At 37.7% G+C, this 22,912-nt stretch carries 22 protein-coding genes; 2 read left to right on the forward strand and 20 right to left on the reverse strand.

The genetic code is table 11. The features are described from left to right. Nucleotides 1-151 precede the first annotated feature (151 nt). The 18 genes from C564_RS0114795 to gpr form a co-directional block, all read right to left on the reverse strand. A complete protein-coding gene (locus tag C564_RS0114795; RefSeq protein ID WP_018765847.1) occupies nt 152-1,111 on the reverse strand; it encodes a PhoH family protein in 960 nt (319 codons plus the stop codon). 3 nt (nt 1,112-1,114) lie between these two features. Next, a complete protein-coding gene (yqfD, locus tag C564_RS0114800) occupies nt 1,115-2,314 on the reverse strand; it encodes a sporulation protein YqfD (protein ID WP_018765848.1) in 1,200 nt (399 codons plus the stop codon). A 133-nt stretch (nt 2,315-2,447) separates the two neighbouring features. Then, nucleotides 2,448-2,744 carry a sporulation protein YqfC gene (gene yqfC, locus C564_RS0114805; RefSeq protein ID WP_003200641.1) on the reverse strand — a complete coding sequence of 99 codons (297 nt, stop codon included), beginning with the start codon at nt 2,742-2,744 and terminating at the stop codon, nt 2,448-2,450. A 107-nt stretch (nt 2,745-2,851) separates the two neighbouring features. Beyond that, nucleotides 2,852-3,295 carry a GatB/YqeY domain-containing protein gene (locus tag C564_RS0114810; protein ID WP_003200639.1) on the reverse strand — a complete coding sequence of 148 codons (444 nt, stop codon included), beginning with the start codon at nt 3,293-3,295 and terminating at the stop codon, nt 2,852-2,854. 15 nt (nt 3,296-3,310) lie between these two features. Next, nucleotides 3,311-3,484, reverse strand: a complete 174-nt coding sequence (gene rpsU / locus C564_RS0114815; RefSeq protein ID WP_000048061.1) for a 30S ribosomal protein S21 — start codon at nt 3,482-3,484, stop codon at nt 3,311-3,313. A 319-nt stretch (nt 3,485-3,803) separates the two neighbouring features. Then, the gene (deoC, locus tag C564_RS0114820; RefSeq protein WP_018765849.1) at nt 3,804-4,469 is read right to left on the reverse strand and encodes a deoxyribose-phosphate aldolase; all 666 of its coding nucleotides are present in this window, start codon (nt 4,467-4,469) and stop codon (nt 3,804-3,806) included. A 144-nt stretch (nt 4,470-4,613) separates the two neighbouring features. After that, on the reverse strand, nt 4,614-5,966 hold the full coding sequence (gene mtaB, locus C564_RS0114825; RefSeq protein WP_018765850.1) for a tRNA (N(6)-L-threonylcarbamoyladenosine(37)-C(2))-methylthiotransferase MtaB: 1,353 nt from the start codon (nt 5,964-5,966) through the stop codon (nt 4,614-4,616). Between the two features lie 6 nt (nt 5,967-5,972). Continuing rightward, on the reverse strand, nt 5,973-6,722 hold the full coding sequence (locus C564_RS0114830; RefSeq protein ID WP_018765851.1) for a 16S rRNA (uracil(1498)-N(3))-methyltransferase: 750 nt from the start codon (nt 6,720-6,722) through the stop codon (nt 5,973-5,975). 146 nt (nt 6,723-6,868) lie between these two features. Then, the gene (gene prmA, locus C564_RS0114835) at nt 6,869-7,807 is read right to left on the reverse strand and encodes a 50S ribosomal protein L11 methyltransferase (protein WP_006095985.1); all 939 of its coding nucleotides are present in this window, start codon (nt 7,805-7,807) and stop codon (nt 6,869-6,871) included. 28 nt (nt 7,808-7,835) lie between these two features. After that, nucleotides 7,836-8,948, reverse strand: a complete 1,113-nt coding sequence (gene dnaJ / locus C564_RS0114840) for a chaperone protein DnaJ (RefSeq protein WP_003200629.1) — start codon at nt 8,946-8,948, stop codon at nt 7,836-7,838. Between the two features lie 224 nt (nt 8,949-9,172). Continuing rightward, nucleotides 9,173-11,008, reverse strand: coding sequence for a chaperone protein DnaK (dnaK, locus tag C564_RS0114845; RefSeq protein ID WP_003200627.1), 1,836 nt, complete (start codon nt 11,006-11,008; stop codon nt 9,173-9,175). 26 nt (nt 11,009-11,034) lie between these two features. Next, nucleotides 11,035-11,604, reverse strand: coding sequence for a nucleotide exchange factor GrpE (gene grpE, locus C564_RS0114850; RefSeq protein ID WP_018765852.1), 570 nt, complete (start codon nt 11,602-11,604; stop codon nt 11,035-11,037). 110 nt (nt 11,605-11,714) lie between these two features. Beyond that, entirely contained in the window at nt 11,715-12,746 is a 1,032-nt protein-coding gene (gene hrcA / locus C564_RS0114855) for a heat-inducible transcriptional repressor HrcA (protein WP_003200623.1), read from the reverse strand. A 133-nt stretch (nt 12,747-12,879) separates the two neighbouring features. Next, nucleotides 12,880-14,016 carry a radical SAM family heme chaperone HemW gene (gene hemW / locus C564_RS0114860; RefSeq protein ID WP_018765853.1) on the reverse strand — a complete coding sequence of 379 codons (1,137 nt, stop codon included), beginning with the start codon at nt 14,014-14,016 and terminating at the stop codon, nt 12,880-12,882. A gap of 54 nt (nt 14,017-14,070) precedes the next feature. Further along, nucleotides 14,071-14,445 (reverse strand): winged helix-turn-helix transcriptional regulator, encoded by a 375-nt coding sequence (locus C564_RS0114865; protein ID WP_003200619.1) that lies wholly within the window; start codon nt 14,443-14,445, stop codon nt 14,071-14,073. Between the two features lie 137 nt (nt 14,446-14,582). Continuing rightward, the gene (lepA, locus tag C564_RS0114870) at nt 14,583-16,406 is read right to left on the reverse strand and encodes an elongation factor 4 (RefSeq protein WP_018765854.1); all 1,824 of its coding nucleotides are present in this window, start codon (nt 16,404-16,406) and stop codon (nt 14,583-14,585) included. 199 nt (nt 16,407-16,605) lie between these two features. After that, nucleotides 16,606-16,959 carry a DUF3679 domain-containing protein gene (locus C564_RS0114875; protein WP_018765855.1) on the reverse strand — a complete coding sequence of 118 codons (354 nt, stop codon included), beginning with the start codon at nt 16,957-16,959 and terminating at the stop codon, nt 16,606-16,608. Nucleotides 16,960-16,978: 19 nt separating this feature from the next. Continuing rightward, entirely contained in the window at nt 16,979-18,082 is a 1,104-nt protein-coding gene (gpr, locus tag C564_RS0114880; RefSeq protein WP_006095982.1) for a GPR endopeptidase, read from the reverse strand. Between the two features lie 181 nt (nt 18,083-18,263). Between gpr and rpsT the strand changes: the two genes are divergently transcribed. Next, nucleotides 18,264-18,521: a 30S ribosomal protein S20 gene (gene rpsT / locus C564_RS0114885; protein WP_001274011.1), complete on the forward strand. Its 258-nt coding sequence runs from the start codon at nt 18,264-18,266 to the stop codon at nt 18,519-18,521. 202 nt (nt 18,522-18,723) lie between these two features. Here rpsT and holA read toward each other — a convergent pair whose 3' ends face one another. After that, entirely contained in the window at nt 18,724-19,737 is a 1,014-nt protein-coding gene (gene holA, locus C564_RS0114890; protein WP_006095981.1) for a DNA polymerase III subunit delta, read from the reverse strand. 509 nt (nt 19,738-20,246) lie between these two features. Here holA and C564_RS34785 point away from each other — a divergent pair. Further along, nucleotides 20,247-20,381: a YqzM family protein gene (locus C564_RS34785; RefSeq protein ID WP_001001652.1), complete on the forward strand. Its 135-nt coding sequence runs from the start codon at nt 20,247-20,249 to the stop codon at nt 20,379-20,381. 33 nt (nt 20,382-20,414) lie between these two features. Here C564_RS34785 and C564_RS0114900 read toward each other — a convergent pair whose 3' ends face one another. Beyond that, nucleotides 20,415-22,739 carry a DNA internalization-related competence protein ComEC/Rec2 gene (locus C564_RS0114900; RefSeq protein ID WP_018765856.1) on the reverse strand — a complete coding sequence of 775 codons (2,325 nt, stop codon included), beginning with the start codon at nt 22,737-22,739 and terminating at the stop codon, nt 20,415-20,417. Nucleotides 22,740-22,912: the final 173 nt, after the last annotated feature.

Consider the following 22,912-nt stretch of genomic DNA (forward strand, 5'->3'; position numbering starts at 1 on the left):
GCTTTTTATAAGCAGGCTTCTACATTGCACTGCACATTCACAAGTAAATGAATCTACTTGTCCACCCTTTAATGATAGTAAAAAATAGGCTATTCGCCAACCCTTTCATCTATCTCTACCATACAAAAAGAAATGATCCTTACAAATAGGATCATTCCATTTTATCATATGCCTCGATAATCCGCTGCACAAGGGGATGTCTTACAACGTCCGATTGCTCTAATTTAACAAATGAAATCCCTGATACACCTGATAGAACATTCGCAGCAATTGAAAGTCCCGACTTTACCCCCTGCGGTAAATCAACCTGCGACGGATCGCCAGTAACAACCATTTTCGAACTAAAACCTAGGCGAGTTAAAAACATTTTAATTTGAGCACCAGTTGTATTTTGAGCTTCATCTAAAATAACGAAAGAATCATCCAGCGTACGTCCCCTCATATATGCAAGAGGTGCAATTTCAATCGTTCCTCTCTCTAGCATACGCTGTGTATATTCTTGCCCAAGAATATCATGAAGCGCATCGTATAAAGGACGTAAATAAGGGTCTACCTTTTCTTTTAAATCACCTGGTAAAAAACCTAAGCTTTCCCCTGCTTCTACAGCTGGTCTTGTTAAAATAATCTTTTTTACATACCCTTGCTTTAATGCTCGTACAGCCATTACCACAGCTAAATATGTCTTCCCTGTACCAGCAGGCCCTATTCCAAATACAATATCATTCTTCTTCATCGCATGAATGTACTGTCTTTGCCCCATTGTTTTCACACGGATGGATTTACCTTTTGCTGTTTTAAAGATCTCCTCTTCATATAGCTCTTCAAAATGAGTTATTTTCCCTTGACGGCCAAGCTGAATTGCATATGCAACATCTCGTTCCGAGATTGATACACCTTTACGAATAACAGCAAGTAATTGCTGTAAAATTTTTTCAACAAGCGCCACGGTTTCATCTGTTCCAGATACACGAACAGATTCACCTCGCGTTACGATAGATACGGCAAGTTCTCGTTCAATTACTTTTAAATGTGCATCATTTACTCCAAATAGAGCAATTGCTTCATTAGGATTTTCCACTTGTTGATTCATTTCTATTAATTGTTCTGCCATTACTCAGTCTCCTTGAATATCGGATTCAGATATCGGTTGTGGCTCTGCAATATTTTCAATCACTGTATAATGTAATGTTACTCTTAGATGATTCGCCTCAACCTCGTTGTGCAAAATCTTATCACTTACAATCATAGCATGTTCATCCAATTTTTTCTTTAGTTCTTTTTCAGCCATTTCTTTCGCTACTCGCATTGCTTGTTTTTCTGTATATTCACGATTCGCTTCTTCCTCTTCACGCACAATTTCCCTTTCATAGGAAATAGGCAATATAAAACCAAACAGTTTCACATCATGTTTGACATTTTCAGTACGAGACCGCTTATACTTATCATGCTGAAATCCCCATATTTTTATTTTAACACTTCCAAGACGAAGATAATGCTCATTATATGAATTTCCTGTATACACTTGAAATGTTGTTTTTAAAGGAACTGTCACTTCAGATTCATACCACGTTTCTCCATATACAATTCCTTTAGCAGAAACAATCGTTGGATTATCCTCTTTTCCAAACATCCCTGACACAAGAAGTTGTCCCTTTTGCACATAATCATTTTTCATTACAACTGGTTTTCCAGTTTCCACAAATGTTTTTGTAATGATTGCCTCTTTTTTGGCAACTAAATTTTGTGGTTTTTGCTCTTTCTCCTTCTCCGGCTCATTTTTTTCAACAATTTTAAAATGATATGTTGTCCCCTTTATCTCTAGGCCAGCCCATGTAATCGCATTAATATTATCTGTCAAATGACGCTGAACATCTTCTACATTCGGCATTTGAAATTGCAGTCTTCCTTTTTTAATGCCCATTTTATCCAATTCTTTTATAAGAATATATTCCGTTTCCGGTTTTGCCCCTGTAATCTCGATTTTCCAGACCATATTTGATAAAGCAATCATACCGAAAAAAAAGATAAGAAAACCGATTAAAAAACCACTATTCTTAAGCAAACGCTTATTCCAAAACGGAAAACCCAAACGTCCAATAAAGTATAGCTTACATTCATTTTTTCGATAGATCGGTCTCAGTCGCTTCACATCACGAAGCAACATACAAAATACTAATGTATCTTCTGCAATCTTCTTTACATCCCATACGACTAAATTTCTGCGCACACATTCATTAATAAAACGCTCCGCTCCTCTACCTTCAATTCGAACCTTCACATACCCAAGCCATCGTGTGAACCATTGATTTTTCATCGTCCGTCCCACTACCTTTCTCAAAAGCACAAATGTTACGCCACTATTTTCGTAGTGCTTTCTTCAGCTTTTAACATTCAAATAGCTCGTATCAAACGAAATAAGAAGAAAAACTTCACTAATGGAAGTTTCATTATAATTTATCTTTCTTCTCATTTTCTAAAAACGTTACTTGTTCAATAATCCCTTCAAGCAAAAGCTCTTCTGGAAGAATTGTTTTAATAACAAACGATTGCCCTTTTATTAATAGTTGACCATGTTTTAATAACAACCGCACTTCTTTATCTGTAAATACTAATAACCCTCGATGATTTTCTATATAAATATGTACTTGCCCGACAAGGGTAATACGAGGTAGATCCATTAGTACATCCACTGGTAGGTCTATTTGCTTGGTTAGCCAATTTTTCATTTGCACTAATTTCTTCATCTCCAAGACCCCCCTCTCATCCCATATGTATGAAAAAAGAGCTTGTAATATCACGTCCAAAAAGAAAAAAGCATAAAAAAACGTCTCATTTCTCATGAGACGCTTTTTTATGCTAATAGCTGTGCAACCAGCTTATTCACTTGTGATCCGTCTGCTTTACCTTTTACTTTCGGCATAACAGCACTCATCACTTTACCCATATCTGCCTTAGAAGCAGCACCAACTTCAGAAATAACTTGCTTAACTACATTCACTAGCTCTTCTTCTGTTAGTTGTTCAGGTAAATACGTATTTAAAATCTGAATTTCATTTTGCAGTTTATCAACAAGGTCATCACGACCCGCTTTTTTAAATTCAAGGAGGGAGTCCTTATGCTGTTTTACTTCACGAGTTAAAACTGTTAATTCCTCTTCTTCAGTAAGAGTATGTTGCAGTTTAATTCCTTCATTTTGCAAAGCAGCCTTAACCATACGAATAACGGTTAATTTTTCTTTTTGTTTATTCTTCATCGCTTGTTTCATATCATCGTTTAAACGACCGAGAAGACTCATAACTTACACCCTCTCTTAGAATTTACGCTTTCTTGCCGCTTCAGACTTCTTCTTACGTTTTACACTTGGTTTTTCATAAAACTCGCGCTTTCTTGCTTCAGCAAGTGTACCAGTTTTAGAAACCGATCTTTTAAAACGGCGAAGTGCATCCTCCAAAGACTCGTTTTTACGAACGACTGTTTTTGACATTCTCTTTCCCTCCCTCCGAAACATCACACTTACATACTAACTTCAGCATGCAAAAAGAAACACTTCTTCAGCATGTCTTTTACGATTATAATACATTTTGTTACTTCAGGTCAACTATTTGACAGAATAAAAGAAGAGTAGATGCCCTTCTTCTATCTAAATTTGTTCAAATCATACATTACAGCTAATGTATATTTTATTTTTTGAACAATTCAATCCATCTAGCTATAATAGCTAGATGGATTCGTTTCTTTTACCTTCCATACAAGAAGATAACAAGCTTATCAGATAGGACTAAACAGTCGGCTCCGCTTTTAAATTAATAATCCGTTGTTGTTGTTTTCCCACTTACTAGTGCAACACCAGCACTTGTACCAATACGTGTTGCTCCCGCTTCTACCATCGCGTCCATATCTTCTCCGTTACGAACACCACCAGAAGCTTTCACACCGATTTCTGGCCCAACTGTTTTTCTCATTAGTGCTACATCTTCTACTGTTGCCCCGCCCGTTGAGAAGCCAGTCGATGTTTTTACAAAATCTACACCTGCTTTTACAGATAATTCACAAGCACGAACTTTTTCTTCTTCTGTTAATAAGCATGTTTCAATAATAATTTTTACAAGCGCTTTTCCTTTTGCAGCTTCTACAACCGCACGAACGTCGCGCTCTACTAATTCATCATTTTTATCTTTTAATGCACCAATATTAATTACCATATCAACTTCTGTTGCACCTTTTGCAATTGCATCTTGCGTTTCAAACGCTTTTGTTTCTGGTGTATTTGCTCCAAGAGGGAAACCGATTACTGTACAAACTTTTACATCTGTACCTTTTAATAATTCTGCTGCAGTTTCAACCCAAGTAGGGTTTACACATACAGACGCGAAGTCATGTTTCTTTGCTTCCTCACATAATGTAACAATCGCTGATTTTTTTGTATCCGGTTTTAATAATGTGTGGTCAATTAACTTTGCATAGTTCATTTTTCATATGCCCCTTTCTTCACTACACGGTTGTCTGACAACCATAACGGTTAGCATTATAGCATGAAATATTACAACTTCATATCTTAACTTCTCCAGCAAAGAAAAAAGCATGCAAACCCTTTTCGTTTGCATGCTTTTCTCTTACGCACTTGCTGATTCTTTTTTCACATCATCTTCAAGAACACGAACAAATTGCGCTTCGTTATATGGGTAACCAGCTTTTGTAATTTTCACTTTTACTAGTTTGCCGATTAATTCTTCAGATCCTTCAAACACAACTTTTAAATAGTTATCTGTATAACCTACATATAATCCTTCACGATCGCCGTCTTTGAAAGGCTCTTCTGGAATAATCTCAAGAACTTCACCTTCAAATTGAGATGCGTATTCTTTCGCTAACTGATTCGATAATTCAATTAAACGATGAACACGATCATTTTTTACTTCTTCAGGAATTTGGTCATCCATACGAGCCGCAGGTGTTCCTGTACGTTTTGAATAAGGGAACACGTGCAATTCAGAGAAACGGTTTTCTTTAATGAAATTGTATGTTTCCATAAATTCTTCTTCCGTTTCACCAGGGAAGCCAACAATTACATCGGATGTAATCGCAAGGCCTGGTAACGCTTCTTTCAAGCGATCTAAACGCTCTTGGAAAAATTCCATCGTATACTTACGGCGCATACGTTTTAATACAGTGTTAGAACCTGATTGTAGTGGAATGTGCAAATGACGGACAACTACTTCAGATTTATCTAATACTTCAATTACTTCATCTGAAATTTGACTCGCTTCAATTGAAGAAATACGAAGACGTTTCAAGCCACTTACCTCTGCTTCCATATCGCGAAGCAATCCAGCTAAATTGTAGTTTTTCATGTCTTCCCCATATCCACCTGTGTGAATACCAGTTAAGACGATTTCTTTATAACCTGCATCCACTAATTGCTGCGCTTGGTGAATAACTTCTTTTCCATCACGAGAACGCATTAAACCACGTGCCCAAGGAATAATACAGAACGTACAGAAATTATTACAACCTTCTTGTATTTTTAAAGATGCACGTGTACGGTCAGTGAAATACGGTACATCAAGCTCTTCATATACACGTGTTTTCATAATGTTACGGACAGCATTGATTGGTTGACGTTCTTTACGGAACTCTTCAATATACCCTAGCATTTTCTCACGATCTTGCGTACCAACAACGATATCTACGCCTGGAATCGCCATAATTTCCGCTGGAGATGTTTGTGCGTAACATCCTGTTACACAAATAACAGCGTCTGGATTTTGACGTACAGCACGTCGAATAACTTGACGGCTTTTTTTGTCTCCAGTATTTGTTACTGTACATGTATTGATTACATACACATCAGCTTTCTTTTCATATTCAGTTCTTTCATAACCACCTTGTTTAAACAATTGCCAAATTGCTTCTGTTTCATAGTGGTTTACTTTACAACCTAACGTGTGAAACGCAACAGTTGCCATTGATCATCACCCCATCAATTCAAAATGATAAGAAGCGGCACTTAACGCATAAAGCGGCGCCGTTTCTGTTCGTAAAATCCTCGGCCCTAAACTACATGGTATAAACTTATGTTCACGAAGCGCAGAAATTTCTTCCTCAGATAAACCACCTTCTGGGCCAAATACAACCAACAGTTTTTGACCACGTTCAAGTGCCGTTAAAGCCTTCGCAAAATTAGCTTTTTCGCCTTGCTTTGCTTCCTCTTCATACGCAACAAGACAAACATCATAATCACTGCTCATCGCAAGCAATTGTTTAAATGATGCCGGAGCATGTACAGCTGGAATTTCACTTCTATGCGATTGCTCTGCAGCTTCTTTCACAATTTTTTTCAAGCGTTCAACTTTTTTATCTGCTTTTTTTGCATCCCATTTTACAATAGAACGAGATGCTTGAAATGGTAAAAATGCGGCCGCCCCAAGCTCAGTTCCTTTTTGAAAAATTAACTCTAGCTTGTCTCCTTTTGGCAGTCCACTTGCAATCGTCACGAACACTGGCAGTTCACTTGACGTCTCTACCCATTCTACAATAGCACTATCCACAAATTCACTGGTAATTTCAGCAATTGTACACATTGCTGTTTTACCGTTTACACAGCAATAAATGTGATCACCAACTGACATGCGCATCACTCTTGCGATATGATGTACATCATCACCTACAATACGAATACTTGCATCATTTACATACTTCTCTTCTACAAAATAACGTTGCATCTCATCACCTTAGTAAAGTTTCGTTCCTTTCGTAAGTCCTCCCTTACGAAAAGAACGAAACGTTATCATTTTAATATAACAAACGGCAAGTCTCTCACTTCATATAGCGAGAGACTCTTTCGTTCATTATTAACATAAATTATATATTACGCATTTCGTGCAATGATTGCTACCCAATCTTCCATTCTTAACACTTCTTCAATTGTAAATCCCGCTTTTTCTAACGCCTCAGAGATTACTTTTTCTTTTGCTCCAATAATACCAGATGTAATAAATAGTCCACCCTGTTTTACAACTCTCGCTGCGTCTTCAGGGAATAGAAGAATAATTTCTGCAAGTAAATTTGCTACAATCAAATCTACTGGTCCTTCAATACCTTCTAATAAACTATTTTGTCCGACAGATACGATACCGTCCGTTTTATTTAAACGAACATTCATCTCCGCACTTTCAACTGCAACTGGATCTAAATCATACGCTTGAACAGATGCTGCACCTAATTTTGCTGCAGCAATACTTAATACACCAGAACCTGTTCCAACATCAATTACGGTATTACCTGGCTGCACTGTTTTCTCTAACGCACGAATACACATCGTTGTTGTTGGATGTGTCCCTGTACCAAATGCCATCCCTGGATCTAATTCAATAATTTTTTCATCTGGAGAAGAAGGTATATATTCTTCCCAAGTTGGCACAATTGTGAATGTATCAGAAATTTGAACTGGATGATAATATTTTTTCCAAGCAGTAGCCCAGTCTTCCTCATCGACTTCATTAATCGTAATATTTCCTGTACCAATTTCGATGTCGAAAGATGGAAGTACATCAATAGATGATTTTACACTCGCAACTGTTTCATGTAAAGAATCCGTTTGTGGGAAATATGCTTTTATTAACACACCATCTTCTGGATATTCAGATGGATTGAGCGCATAAATTTCACCATACTGTTGCTCACGCTCTTTTGTTAACTCTGCCGGGTCTTCAATCGCTACACCGCTAGCACCTGCTTCGTGTAAAATATGAGAAACAGCTTCTACTGCTTCCTCTGTTGTATGAATACTAATTTCTGACCATTTCACAATTTACCAACTCCATTTTTTATTTCCATTATTCCCCTTTAAAAGCTCGTTTAAGCTTTCCAAATAGGCTATCATCTTGATCTTCTTGTCCTGCAAATTCACGTAATAATTCTTTTTGATGTGATGTTAATTTCGTTGGTACAACAACACGAACAACTACATATTGATCACCTTGGCCATATCCACGTACATTTGGAGCGCCTTTTCCTTTTAGGCGGAATTCCGTTCCTGTTTGCGTTCCTGCTGGTATTTTCAATTTCACTTTTCCATGAACAGTTGGAACTTCCACTTCAGCACCAAGCGCTACTTGCGTGAATGTTAATGGCATTTCACAAATAATATGATCGCCATCACGCTCGAAGAACTCATGGTCTCTTACATGAACAACAACATATAAATCACCAGCCGGCCCACCGTTTACACCCGCTTCACCTTTACCAGACACACGGATTTGTTGACCATTATCAATACCCGCTGGAATTTTAACGTTAATTTTTTTACGTTTACGTACTTTTCCAGAGCCATGACATGTTGTACATTTCTCTTTAATCATTTGACCTGTTCCTGAACAATGTTTACACGCTTGACGATTTACAATACGACCAAATGGTGTATTTTGTTCTACGCTCACTTGACCTGTTCCTGAACAATGTTTACATGTTTCTTTTGAAGTTCCTGGTTTCGCCCCAGCGCCTTGACATGTGTCACATGGGTCTTCAACTGGAATTTCAACATTTAATTCCTTACCAAAAATCGCTTCTTCAAAGTTTAAAGTAACTTGATATTGCAAGTCAGCACCTTGACGCGGTGCATTTGGATCACGGCGTCTGCCGCCACCTCCGCCAAAGAATGAGCTGAAAATGTCTTCAAATCCGAATCCACCACCAAAGTCTCCACCGCCGAAGCCGCCAAAACCCTGATTTGGATCAGCATGACCAAATTGATCGTACTGCGCACGTTTCTGATCGTCACTTAAAACTTCATACGCTTCTTGTACTTCTTTAAACTTTTCAATTGCATTTTCTTCTTTGCTTACGTCTGGATGATATTTTTTAGCCAAACGACGGTATGCTTTTTTGATTTCATCTTTTGAAGCGCCCTTGCTAAGGCCGAGCACCTCATAATAATCTCTTTTATTCATAAATTTGTAACCCCCGAATCTTTCACATAAACGTAATTTTAACACCGAAAGAAAGTGCTTTGCAACAAAGTTTCCTCACTTACAGTATGCAAAAAGAAAAACTTAAGACTCTCATATGAAAGAGCTAACCTGCCCGAAGCACTTTCTTCATTCATGAAAAAAGCCAAAGCCAAGGCACGCTTGACTTTGACTTTTTGTCATCTTACTTATGTTTTTTTACTTTATTACTTATCTTCTTTTACTTCTTCAAACTCAGCGTCAACTACGTTGTCATTTTTTGCACTAGCGTTACCTTGTGTACCTTCTGCTTGCTGAGCACCAGCAGCTGCTTGAGCTTGTTCATATAATTTTACAGTAAGTTGTTGTACGATTTCTTGAAGTGCATCTTTTTTCGCACGAATTTCATCAAGATCATTTTTCTCGATTGCTGCTTGTAATGCTTCTTTTGCTTCTGTTGCTTTCGCTACCTCAGCTGCATCTACTTTACCTTCTAAATCTTTTACAACTTTATCTGTTTGGAATACAAGTTGGTCAGCTTCATTACGAAGTTCAACTTCTTCCTTACGCTTTTGGTCAGCATCAGCATTTGCTTCAGCTTCTTTTACCATACGATCTACTTCTTCATCAGAAAGACCTGAAGAAGATTGGATTGTAATTGTTTGTTCTTTACTTGTTCCTAAGTCTTTTGCACGTACATTTACGATACCGTTCGCATCAATATCGAATGTTACTTCGATTTGCGGAATACCACGTGGTGCTGGTGGGATATCTGTTAATTGGAAGCGACCTAGTGTTTTGTTGTCAGCTGACATTGGACGCTCACCTTGCAATACGTGAATGTCTACTGCAGGCTGGTTATCAGCAGCAGTTGAGAACACTTGTGACTTACTTGTTGGAATTGTTGTGTTACGCTCGATTAACTTCGTGAATACGCCACCCATAGTTTCGATACCTAAAGAAAGTGGAGTTACGTCTAATAATAGAACGCCTTTTACATCACCAGTAAGTACACCGCCCTGAACTGCAGCACCTAACGCTACAACTTCATCAGGGTTAACGCCTTTATATGGTTCTTTACCAGTTTCACGTTTAATTGCTTCTTGTACAGCTGGGATACGAGTAGAACCACCAACAAGAATAACTTTATCTAATTCACTTGGAGAAAGACCAGCATCTTTTAATGCACGACGAGTTGGCTCTAATGTTCTTTCAACAAGGTTAGCTGAAAGTTCTTCGAATTTCGCTCTTGTTAAGTTTAATTCTAAGTGTAATGGACCAGCAGCCCCAGCACTAATGAATGGTAATGAAATTTGTGTTTGTGTTACACCTGAAAGATCTTTTTTCGCTTTTTCAGCTGCATCTTTCAAACGTTGAAGTGCCATTTTATCTTGGCTTAAATCAATGTTATTTTCTTTTTTGAATTCAGCTACTAAATGATCGATGATAACTTGGTCAAAGTCGTCACCACCAAGACGGTTGTCACCCGCAGTTGAAATAACTTCAAATGTTCCATCTGCTAACTCAAGAATAGATACGTCGAATGTACCGCCACCTAAGTCATATACTAGAACTTTTTGTTCTTCGTCTTGTTTTTCTAAACCGTAAGCAAGCGCAGCTGCTGTTGGTTCATTAATAATACGTTCTACTTCTAAACCAGCAATACGGCCAGCGTCTTTTGTTGCTTGGCGTTCTGCATCGTTGAAGTATGCTGGCACTGTGATAACAGCTTTCGTTACTGTTTCACCTAAGTACGCTTCAGCAGAAGCTTTTAAGTTTTGTAAAATGATTGCAGAAATTTCTTGAGGTGTGTAGTTTTTACCTTCAACTTCTACTTTGTAGTCTGTACCCATATGACGTTTAACAGACATGATTGTATTTGGGTTTGTAATCGCTTGACGCTTCGCTACTTCCCCAACTTGACGCTCTTCATTTTTGAAAGCTACAACAGAAGGTGTTGTACGGTTCCCTTCTGGATTTGGAATAACCTTTGGTTCTCCACCTTCCATAACAGCTACACAAGAGTTTGTTGTACCTAAGTCAATACCGATAATTTTACTCATGGCGAAACCTCCTACATTTATGTAAATTATTGATTTACTTTTACCATTGATGGGCGAATCACACGGTCTTTCAGTTTATAACCTTTTTGGAATTCTTCCACAACCGCATTTGATTCAAACTCGCTGTCTTCTACTTGCATAACAGCTTGATGTTCATGCGGATCAAACTGTTTACCAACAGCTTCAATCGCTTCAACACCTTCTTTAGTCAGCGCTTCTAGCAATTGACGATATACCATTTCCATCCCTTGTAATAAGGACTTCATCTGCTCGTCGCTCGCTTCCACTTGCATCGCTCTTTCAAAGTTATCAAGAGCTGGCAAAATATCTGACACAAGGCTTTGCGATCTATATTTTTCAGCCGCTTGCTTATCCAGTTGAACACGGCGCTTATAGTTTTCAAAATCAGCTTGTAGACGTAGTGTGCGACCTTCCGTTTCCGTCAATTTCGCTTGCAATCCATCTACTTTTTCTTGTAAAAGAGCCGCTTCACTTTTTTCTTCTACTACAGTTTCTTCACTGTTTTCTGCTGTAATAGATTCCTCAGTTTGCGTTTCTTTCGCTTCTTCAACTACTTGTTCGTTACGCTCTTCCACAACTTTCACCTCCTTAAAAGGCACCAGAGCTCATGCTTAACATGAGCGTCCAAGCATAGTTTTTATGTTACACACCAGCAATGACAATGTTCATCGCTCGAGCGAATTTATTATTTTGATTTATACAATCCATTTAGCCCATCTGTAAATTGTCTTGAAAACAATTGTAACAGACTAATTACGCGAGAATACTGCATTCTCGTTGGACCTAGGATCGCGATTGTTCCAATCTGTTCTTCGCCAATGGAATAGGTTGCAGAAATTAAACTACAATCTTCCATAGCCGTCGAAGAATTTTCTCGACCGATTTTCACTTGAATCCCGACTTGTTTATTACGCAAAATATCGTAAAATTCAGCTTCATTATCAATCATAGTCAGCAAGGAGCGTACCTTTTGAATGTCGTGAAACTCTGGCTGCGAAAGCATATTCGCTTTCCCCCCAAAGTATATCTTTTCCGACAAGGGAACTTGAAATGTACCATCTAACATTTTTATTGCACTATCATAGTTGTGGACATACCCACGTAGAACCGTCACAATCTCTTTTAAAATTTTATTATGCAGCTCCGCCATCGGCACACCAGATAGCTTTTCGTTTAAAATATTAACCATTTTTTCTAAATCTGATAAATCAACAGATTCCGGAACGGTAATCGTTTTGCTTTGTACATGACCTGTATCTGTTACAATAATGGCGACTGCTGTTTGATGATCCAGCGGAACAATTTGTACATTCTTTAATTTATTTGCACTCACTTTCGGTCCAAGAACAATTGCCGTATAATTTGTGAGCTCTGATAAAATTTGAGCGGATTGCTGTGCAATTTTTTCCGCTTCAAAAATTCTTTCAGCAAATAAATCCTTAATCTGTACAACATCCTCATTCGATAAATGTTGTGGTGCTAAAAGATGGTCTACATAAAATCGATATCCTTTTTCTGAAGGAACACGTCCAGAAGAACTGTGTGTCTTTTCGATAAATCCCAGTTCCTCTAAATCAGCCATTTCATTTCGAATCGTAGCTGAACTAAATGTAATTTCATCTTTTTTAGCCAACGTTCTTGACCCAACAGGTTGCGCTGATCCAATAAAGTCATCAATAATTGTTTGTAAAATCAAGAGCTGACGTTCCGTAAGCATCTCATCATCACCTCTGTTAGCACTCTTTATCTTCGAGTGCTAAATCTATTAATAACTTACCAAAATTGACATTCAATTGTCAACGGAAACGTCACAAAATAGAGAAACTTTTTCATACCTACTGAACATTTAATTAATCAATTAAAAACGACTGAAATACTTCATTCCCTAATAACTTACCTTGTCTCGTCAAACAAACATGGTTACCTTTATCCTGAAGCAATCCATATTCCTTGTTGGATAATAACTGCTTTGCAAAAATCTCATCCATTTCGACACCAAATTTCTTTTGGAATGTAAGCTTAGAAACGCCCTTTGTTTTCCGAAGCCCTAAAAATAGTTCTTCTTCCATTCTTTCTTTTCTTGTTACTTCGTGGACGTCTAAATAAGGGAAGCCTGTCTCATCAATTTTAGAGAAATATTGCTTTAACGGGCCAACATTTTGAATTCGTTCTCCGTTTACATAACTGTGAGCACCAGCTCCAAAACCATAATACTGTTCATTATTCCAGTATGTGAGATTATGTCTACTTTCATAGCCTTCTTTTGAAAAATTACTGATTTCATACTGTTTATAGCCATTATTTTCCATCTCATCCATTACCATTTCATACATTCTTGCTTCATGCTCTTCCCCTGGAAGTCTTAATTTTCCTTTGTTCATTAAATTATAAAAAACCGTTTTCGGTTCAACAATTAAGGAATATGCAGAAAAATGCTGAACTCCTAACGTAAAAGCAATGTCCAACGTTTCTTTCACATCTTCTATCGTTTGCCCTGGTAATGCATAAATTAAATCCACATTAATATTCGTAAAGCCTACTTCCTGCGCTTCACGAATCGCTACAAATGCATCTTCCCTCGTATGCTTACGTCCAATTTTCTGAAGTAATTCATCTCGAAATGTTTGCACACCAAAGCTAATTCGATTGACACCACCATCTAATAGCAGGTTCAACTTTTCTTTTGGCAAATCTCCAGGATTTGCTTCAAACGTCAATTCACAGTTTGGAGCGAACGGACGTAAACGGCGATTAATAATATCTAACAGCTTTTTTGTCTGCTCCATATTTAATGCCGTTGGTGTCCCTCCCCCAACAAAAATCGTTTTCATATTTTCAAACGGCACCTTTTGAACCGTATTTATAATTTCTTTCTCTAAATACTCTAAATATTGATCAACAGGCTGACGTTCAATAAATACTTTATTAAAATCACAATAGTGACAAATATGCTGACAAAACGGAATATGAATATATGCAGCTTGCATTAAACTAGACTCCTACCTTTCTAAAAAGAAAACCTCCGCACTTCGGAGGCTCCTTTACTTCTGTAACGTGTTACGAATTTGTTCCATTCGCATTTTTCCCCAATCATACATCATTTCGACGATTGGTAAAAGCGTCATACCTAAATCAGTCATAAAGTACTCTACCCGCGGAGGTACTTCTGGATATACTGTCCGATCAATGATTCCATCTTCCATTAATTCTTTTAATTGATTAGATAAAACCTTATGAGAAATGTTTGGGAATAGTCGTTGTAACTCACTAAAGCGATGCGACCCTTCTACACCTAGATGCCACAAGATTACAACTTTCCACTTTCCGCTAATAATAGAAAGCGTCAATTCTTTTTCACAATTAAAATCACCGTTTTGTATTTTTTCTTGAATATCTTTTCGAATATTTTCAGACATCAATAGTCTCCTAACTCTATATCACTGTTGTTTCTTACAATAAAAAGCATCCTCACCATTGTAAAGGAGAGATGAAAAGATGTCTAAAAAAGTAATCCTACGTACAAAAAGAAGCCGCACAAACGGCTTCTTTTTTATTAGTTATCGTCCATTTTCAATACAGCCATGAATGCTTCTTGTGGCACTTCTACAGAACCAACAGACTTCATACGTTTTTTACCTTCTTTTTGTTTATCAAGAAGTTTACGTTTACGAGAAATGTCACCACCATAACATTTTGCAAGTACGTTTTTACGCATCGCTTTAATTGTAGAACGCGCTACAACTTTGTTCCCAATTGTCGCTTGAATTGGTACTTCAAACTGTTGTCTTGGAATTAATTCTTTTAATTTTTCTACAATTACTTTACCACGATCATAGGCTGAATCGCGATGTACAATGAATGATAAAGCATCGACTTGTTCATTATTTAATAAAATATCCATCTTCACAAGTCTAGACGGTTTGTAACCGATTAACTCGTAATCAAATGATGCATACCCTTTCGTATTAGACTTCAATTGATCAAAGAAGTCGTATACGATTTCAGAAAGTGGGATCTCATATGTTAACGTAACACGTGTTTCATCTAAATATTGCATATCAAGGAATGTACCACGTTTCCCTTGGCAAATTTCCATTACAGCACCAACGTAATCATTTGGAACCATAATCGTCGCTTTTACAAACGGTTCTTCCACACGGTCAATAGATTGCGGATCTGGCATGTTAGATGGGTTATCAACAATAAGATCTTCACCGCTCGTTAAATATACTTTATAAATAACACTTGGCGCCGTTGTAATTAAATCAATCTTAAATTCACGTTCAATACGTTCTTGAATGATTTCCATGTGAAGTAACCCTAAGAAGCCACAACGGAAACCGAATCCTAATGCTTGAGATGTTTCTGGCTCAAATTCAAGAGCAGAATCATTCAATTCAAGTTTTTCTAATGCATCACGTAAATCGTTATAACGCGCCGAATCGATTGGATATAAACCACAGAATACCATTGGGTTTAATTTACGATAACCTGGTAATGGTTCTGCTGCTGGACGTTTCGCATGTGTGATTGTATCACCAACGCGTGTGTCTCCTACATTTTTAATAGATGCTGCTAGGAATCCTACATCACCTACTGTTAACTCTTCACGCTGCGTTGTTTTCGGTGTAAATACACCTACTTCTGTTACCTCAAATTCTTTACCAGTTGCCATCATACGTACTTTATCGCCAACTTTTACTGTACCGTTCACAACACGGATATACGCAATTACACCGCGATATGGGTCATATAAAGAGTCAAAAATCATACATTGAAGTGGCTCTTCCGAGTCACCTTCTGGAGCTGGTACTTTTTCAACGATTTGTTCTAAAATATCTTCAATCCCAATTCCAGCCTTTGCGGAAGCAAGTACAGCTTCTGATGCATCTAAACCAATTACATCTTCTACTTCTTGACGAACACGCTCTGGGTCAGCACTTGGCAAATCGATTTTATTAATAACCGGTAAAATTTCTAAATTATTATCAAGCGCTAAATACACGTTCGCTAACGTTTGCGCTTCAATACCTTGCGCTGCATCAACAACAAGGATAGCACCTTCACAAGCCGCTAAACTACGAGATACTTCGTACGTAAAGTCGACGTGCCCTGGTGTATCGATTAAGTGAAGAGTATATTCTTCACCGTTTTTTGCCGTATACGTTAATTGAACTGCATTTAATTTAATTGTAATACCACGCTCACGCTCTAAATCCATAGAGTCAAGTAATTGAGCTTTCATTTCGCGCTGTGTTAACGCATTTGTTTTCTCCAAAATACGATCTGCCAACGTTGACTTTCCGTGGTCAATATGAGCAATGATGGAGAAGTTACGAATGTTGGACTGTCTTTTTGCTCTTTCTTCTTTATTCATCTATGTTCTCAACTCCTAATAGTCTCGCCAATATACACTAGCACTGATTATATCAATAGAGCAGCAAAGATTCAATGAAAACTCGTGCTGCTTATAAGACAAATCTTCCTCTCTTTATCTTATGCGAGCAGATCAAACAAGACAAACCTTTTTATAACAAAAAAATGGTTGTCTTACAAAATGATAAGACAACCTCTTTTTATTCTCCCAATTGGCTAAAAATATCTTTTATTTTCCCAATTACTATATCTGTACTAAACTTAGCGATACTTCGAACAAATTCTGCGATTCCCATTCCCAGTTCTTCTACAACATTAAAACTTCTGAGACTTTCTAACTGTTTTTGTTTTTCACTTGCTGAAAATGCACCTCCTAAAATTTCTAAATCAACATTTCCACTTCCAGTTCCCGTCATTCGTGCAACTTGTTCATATGTTGGCTGCCGATAGCCTTTCATGCTTTTTAAGCCATGATTAACGATTCCAATTCCGATTAGCATCACAAACAAAAACAGAATAACGCAGCACACACATTGAAGCGTAAATCTACTCAACTACTTTCGCCTCTTCTCATCAATGCGTATATGCACCTGTATTATCTTGGTCAATTTGATGATGAAGTGCAGCATTTAAACCACTCGCTATTACATTTGCCATATCTTCAATAAATGCATCTACTTCTTTCGGCGTCACCATTAAATTATGACCAAGAGGAGCTAATACTTCGTAAATTAATTTTCGTTTTTCTTCATCTTCCAATGTGCCCACTGCCCCTAAAAACATATTACGGCTTTTTTCATCCGGCATATCTTCCTCTGTTAGTTTCTTCTTTTCTCCAAATGTAAAACCTGCTGGCAATAAAGATCGAGACGGCTTATCTCCTTCTCTCATTTCACGTCCAAAATGTTTTAGGATAAAATCAATTGTATCGCTCGTAATGGAAACAGCATCTACAACCGTCGGAACACCGATAGCAATCACAGGAATTCCTAGCGTTTCTTTACTTAGTTCTTTTCGTTTATTTCCTACACCAGATCCAGGATGAATTCCCGTATCTGAAATCTGTATCGTACTGTTTACTCGTTCAATAGACCTTGCAGCAAGCGCATCGATAGCGATAACAAAATCCGGCTTTGTTTTTTCAATGATACCGTAAATGACGTCACTTGTTTCAATCCCTGTAATCCCCATTACACCTGGACGAATTGCACTAACTGGGCGATACCCTTCCTCTACACTTTCAGGTTGTAATTTAAAAAGATGGCGTGTCACAAGCACATTCTCTACAACAATCGGACCAAGTGCATCTGGTGTGACATTCCAATTCCCTAGCCCTACAATTAAGCAGCTTGCTTCTTTGGTTATTCCAATTTCTCCTAATAAGTAAGAGAATTCTTTTGCAAAAATACGTTCCACTTTTTGCTGAAGTTCCGTATCTTGCTGGCGGATCCCTTGCACTTCAAGCGTTAAATAATTCCCGGCTTTTTTACCCATCGATTCAGAAGCACTTTCATCGATTATCACTTTCGTAATCGTAATCCCTTCTTCTTCACGCTCTTTTACAACAACACCTTCGATTCCCGTTTGTTTTTGTTGACGTTCTTGTAACATTTGATGCGCTTCTACTGCAAGGTCTGTCCTAACGCTATATTTACTTAAATCTAATGGTTCTTTCATCGTATCTCCTCCGCATTTAATAGTAAATATCGTTAGATTTCCCAAAATTATATAAGGCCATTCTTTCCCTTACATGAAATTTCATTGATCTCGCTATTGCAATTCTCTTCTCCGTTTGATAGAATATCACTTGTTCTATGTAAGTATCGAGTCACTCGATCGCACCAGGGAGGTGAAAAGTATGGCAAACATTAAATCTGCTATCAAACGCGCTAAACTTAGCGAAGAGCGTCGTGCACATAACGCTTCTATCAAGTCTGACATGCGTTCAGCTGTTAAAACTGTAGAAGCTTTAGTTACTAATAACGATCTTGAAAATGCTAAAGAAGCTTTCAAAACTGCTTCTAAAAAGCTTGACAAAGCAGCTCGTAAAGGTCTTATCCACCAAAACGCTGCAGCTCGTCAAAAATCTCGCTTAGCGAAACAAGTAAACGCGTAAGGCGTTTAAAAAACGATCCATTTGGATCGTTTTTTTATATACAAAAAAGTCCATGCAGCAGATGACATGAACTTTTTTATTTTATCCAGCTATAGCAACTAGAATCTCCGGCCATTTCACCCTCTCGATTGAAGCCAAAAACACTTCTCGGTGGGGGGTTCCAATGACCTGTGATTCTGAGCGAACTGCCTCCGCTTTTATTTTACCCAATATGATTTAAACGCATTAAGAAAAACTCCAAGACAAGCTTTTTATCCATTTTCCCTGTTTTCATACTATAATCAGCTTCAGCTAGCTCTAAAATAACTTTTTTCAATTCTTCAAACGAGAAAAATTTCGTTTGATTCATCGCCAACTTTACTCGGTACGGGTGAACACCAATATGCGAAGCAATTTGATTTTGTCCATATCCACGTTGCTGTAATTCCTTCACTTGGTACAGTAAACGAAATTGACTCACTAATAACGCCAATAATTTAATTGGTTCCTCTTGCTGCGTAAATAGTCCATCTAGAATTAGCATAGCCCCAGCAATATCTTTTTTTACTACCTTTTCTGTTAACGCAAACACATTTTGTTCAACCGATTTTGGTACCAGTTCCGCTACAAGCCCTGTTGTAATTTCTCCACCTATACCAACATAAAGGGTCAACTTGTCCATTTCCTTTGCTAGCATCGTTACATTGCTTCCTACAAGCTCCAATAGTAAACTAACAGCTGCTTCCTCAATATGCACATGCACTTCATCTACACGGGCCACAATCCATTTACGAACGTCCTGTACTTGCATCGTACTTGCTTCTACTACATCTGCCGTTTTCTTTAATAATTTTGTGATTTTTTTCCGCTCATCTAATTTTTCATAAGGAGCTACAAATACAACAATCGAAAATGGAGATGGTTCTGCAACATACTCCTCCAAAATCTTTAGATTTTGTTCTAGTTTTTCTTTTTGTGATGTTAAAAACAATGGGGATTTAACTAGTAGTATTTTACGTTCTCCAAAAAAAGGAAGCGTCCGTGCATCTTCTATTACATCTTCCAAATACGCTTCTTCTAAGTCATATGTTACAACATTAAACTCACGATCTTCTTCAGCTAGCGCTTCCGTTGTTATAAGCTTTATTGTTTCATTTATAAAATAAACTTCCGTTCCATATATTAAATAAAGTGGTGCAAACTGTTTCTTTTTAATCTTCTTATGTATATCACTCATGCTTTTTCCTACTCCCTAATTTGGCAATATATCTCTATACTAATGTGGTATCTTTTGTTTTACAAGTACAAAGGAACAGGTTTAAACTAACCCGTCCCTTTATCTATATAAAACGCCACGCAATAAGTCCCGGGATTCTTATTGGTGTGCGGTAACCACTTTACTGTTATTATTCGCAACTGCCGGATAAGTATAATTGTTAACTGTTAACATGCATGGAAATCAAATTTCCATCTTCTTTTCACATAAGATTTACCGCCTACTTCTACACACATATTCTCTATCTCCCCCGCTACTCACGTGCAGTAAGACCCTCATCTCAAAATTCAGCGAAAGCAAAAAAGTCAGATATGGGATCAATTGCCCGTAAAAATCCGATTGGTGGGGGTTAATCATCAGTGGAAGAGCAAACCCACTGATTAAAGTCTCCCTTTATCTTCATATGGAAATTGTAGATTTTTTTCTGACAATATCTTATACTAAAATGGAATGTTGGGGAGGGATTCTAAATGAATGAATTTGAGCAAAACGTTCAAAGTAAACGCAATGACGCTATTGATTCAGGGGTAGGTTTTATCGTCTCATTTGGTTTTTTCGCAACACTTTTCATTATTGCAACAATTATTAAATTTATTGGTTCTTAAAGGCTGCTGCTTGCGGCCTTCTTTTTTTTCACTTCACCTTTTCTGTGCTTCATCATATGTTAGTTTACTTTGAAACGTTCCTCTTTCGCCTTCAAAAACATAGGAAATAGCTCCTTGCTTGTCTGTTCGCCATATTTCAATATCAAGTTCTAACAAACGCTCTAGCACTTGCTGATGCGGATGACCATATCGATTATGCTCTCCAGCTGAAATAATTGCCTTTTTAGGCTGAATCAGGTGTAAAAAAGAAGATGAGGACGACGTCTTACTACCATGATGCCCAACCTTTAAAATATCCGCTCGCAACTCTGGATACTGCTCTACAATTCGTCGCTCGCCTTTCTCTTCTAGATCTCCAGTAAACAGCCATATAAATCCACCTAGCTTTACCCATAACACAATAGACGAATCGTTATCCTCTTTCTCTCCTCCCTCTGGTGATAGTACAGTAAATATCGCTTCGTCTACTTGCCATCCATCCCCTTCTCCTACAATGTTTATCCTTATATTTTTTTCCTTTGCAATTTTTTTCAATTCTTTTTCGACCACAGCATCTTCTCGCTTCTTCCCAAATACGATTTCCCCTACAGTAATAGCGGATAACAATTCTTTAGCCGCTCCCATATGATCTGTATCTCCATGCGTTACAATCAACTTATCAATTTTCCGAATACCCTCTTTTTGCAAAAATGGAAGGAGAATATCGTGTCCAACAGAAAATTCATGTTTTTTCTTCTGCCATGCTTCTTTTTTTACAGGAATCGTTCCTCCTGTATCAATGAGATAGACCCCCTTTTCATACGGAAGACGAATCAAGATCGCATCCCCTTGTCCAACATCAATAAAAGTCACACTTCCGCTAGTACGGAAATAAGGCGAAATATAATGAAAAATACATATAAAGAGGAAAAACCCAACAGTCAGGAATAAAAACTTTTTTCTAATCACTCTTTCCCACACAATAAATATACTAACGATACTAAAACAATATAAAACTATAAGAAATAAAGGCGTTTGGCCAAAGGTAAAGCGAAGAAACGGGAGATTTTCACAGTACTGAAGAATATCATTAGAAATTGTTAAACATACTGATAACATTTGTGCGAGCCATTTCGCTACAAAAGGTACAAATAGTATACACGCAAAAATTACAATACTACACGGTAACACAACACCAGATAGAAGCGGGACATATAGAAGGTTGAGGAAAATACTATATGGAGAAAAATAACCAAAATGATATAACAAAATAGGAGTACTAGCAAGTTGTGAAATAACAGAAAGATAGATTGTATTTTGAATCAGACCATTATCATGCTGTAATAGCCTACTTGCTGACAGCAATAACGCAAAACTACCAACAAACGAAAATTGAAATCCAATATCAAAAGCCATATAAGGGTTATATAAAAGCATTAATACAGCTGTCATACTAAGCGCATCTAAACTCGAAACACGGATAGAATGCATTAGTGCTAGCAACAACATAACACCCGTTACAGAAGCCCTCATGACAGATGGAGACGCCCCTGCTAAAAACATATACAGCGGAATGCAAATAATAAGGCAGATTGTCGCCATTTCCCTCGTTACACCAATCCGTAGTAGAACAAAGTAGCCAATCGCCATTAATAATACAATATGTGATCCTGAAATGGCTAATAAGTGGATAAGACCAAACTGTTGGTATTGTTCTTCTACTTCAAATGTCATCAGTTGCCGATCTCCAAACAACAACGCATTCATAAACGCTCCGGATTGCCCAGGAAACATTTCTGCGACTATCGACACCGCATTTTGGCGTAATAAAAAGACCCACTGTGTAAACGTCAAAGATTTTTGGATACAATTTGAAATCTCTTTTGCTTCGAATAAAAAGTGAATCTTTTGCTTATGTAAGTAGTCACGATAGTCGAACCCGTGGAAATTCCGTGCTTCTGACGGCACTTTCATTTCTCCTTGAAATGTACAACTCATACCAGCATGTAATTTCTGCAACTGTTCTTTTTGTTCAACTGATTGAATTTTGTACATCAATTGCAACGTATCTCTATCATTGACCTCCATTTGAAAAGAGAGTCGATCACCATTTATAAGGGGTGTAGTTTGAATCACACCTTCTGTTATTTCAAAGTCTAACCCTTTTGAATGCTGATTTTTCCATTCAACATATGAGGTATAGAGGAAGCTACCGGAACATGCCAGTATGCAAAAAAAGAGGATTCGAAGTGAAGTACGATATATACAAAATAGAATATAACAACAAAATAAACCAATATACAACAATTTAAAGGAGGAACAGGCAATCGCAATCCCAATAACAAACGAGATTGCAATATAGCCCCATTGTCCACGCAACTTATACTCACCCCTTATAGCGGATGTTCAAAAAATCCAGGAAAGATACCTTTCACATTTCTTCGTCTGCTTCGCCAATCCGGCACTCATGTAGTTCCATCTACACTCCGCACTCTCCTGACTTCCGCGTCTCGAACTGCCAGGCTCTCTTTATCCTCCTTTTTGAACACGCA

The sequence above is a fragment of the Bacillus sp. 105MF genome (assembly GCF_000374885.1).
Lineage (GTDB): Bacteria > Bacillota > Bacilli > Bacillales > Bacillaceae_G > Bacillus_A > Bacillus_A pseudomycoides.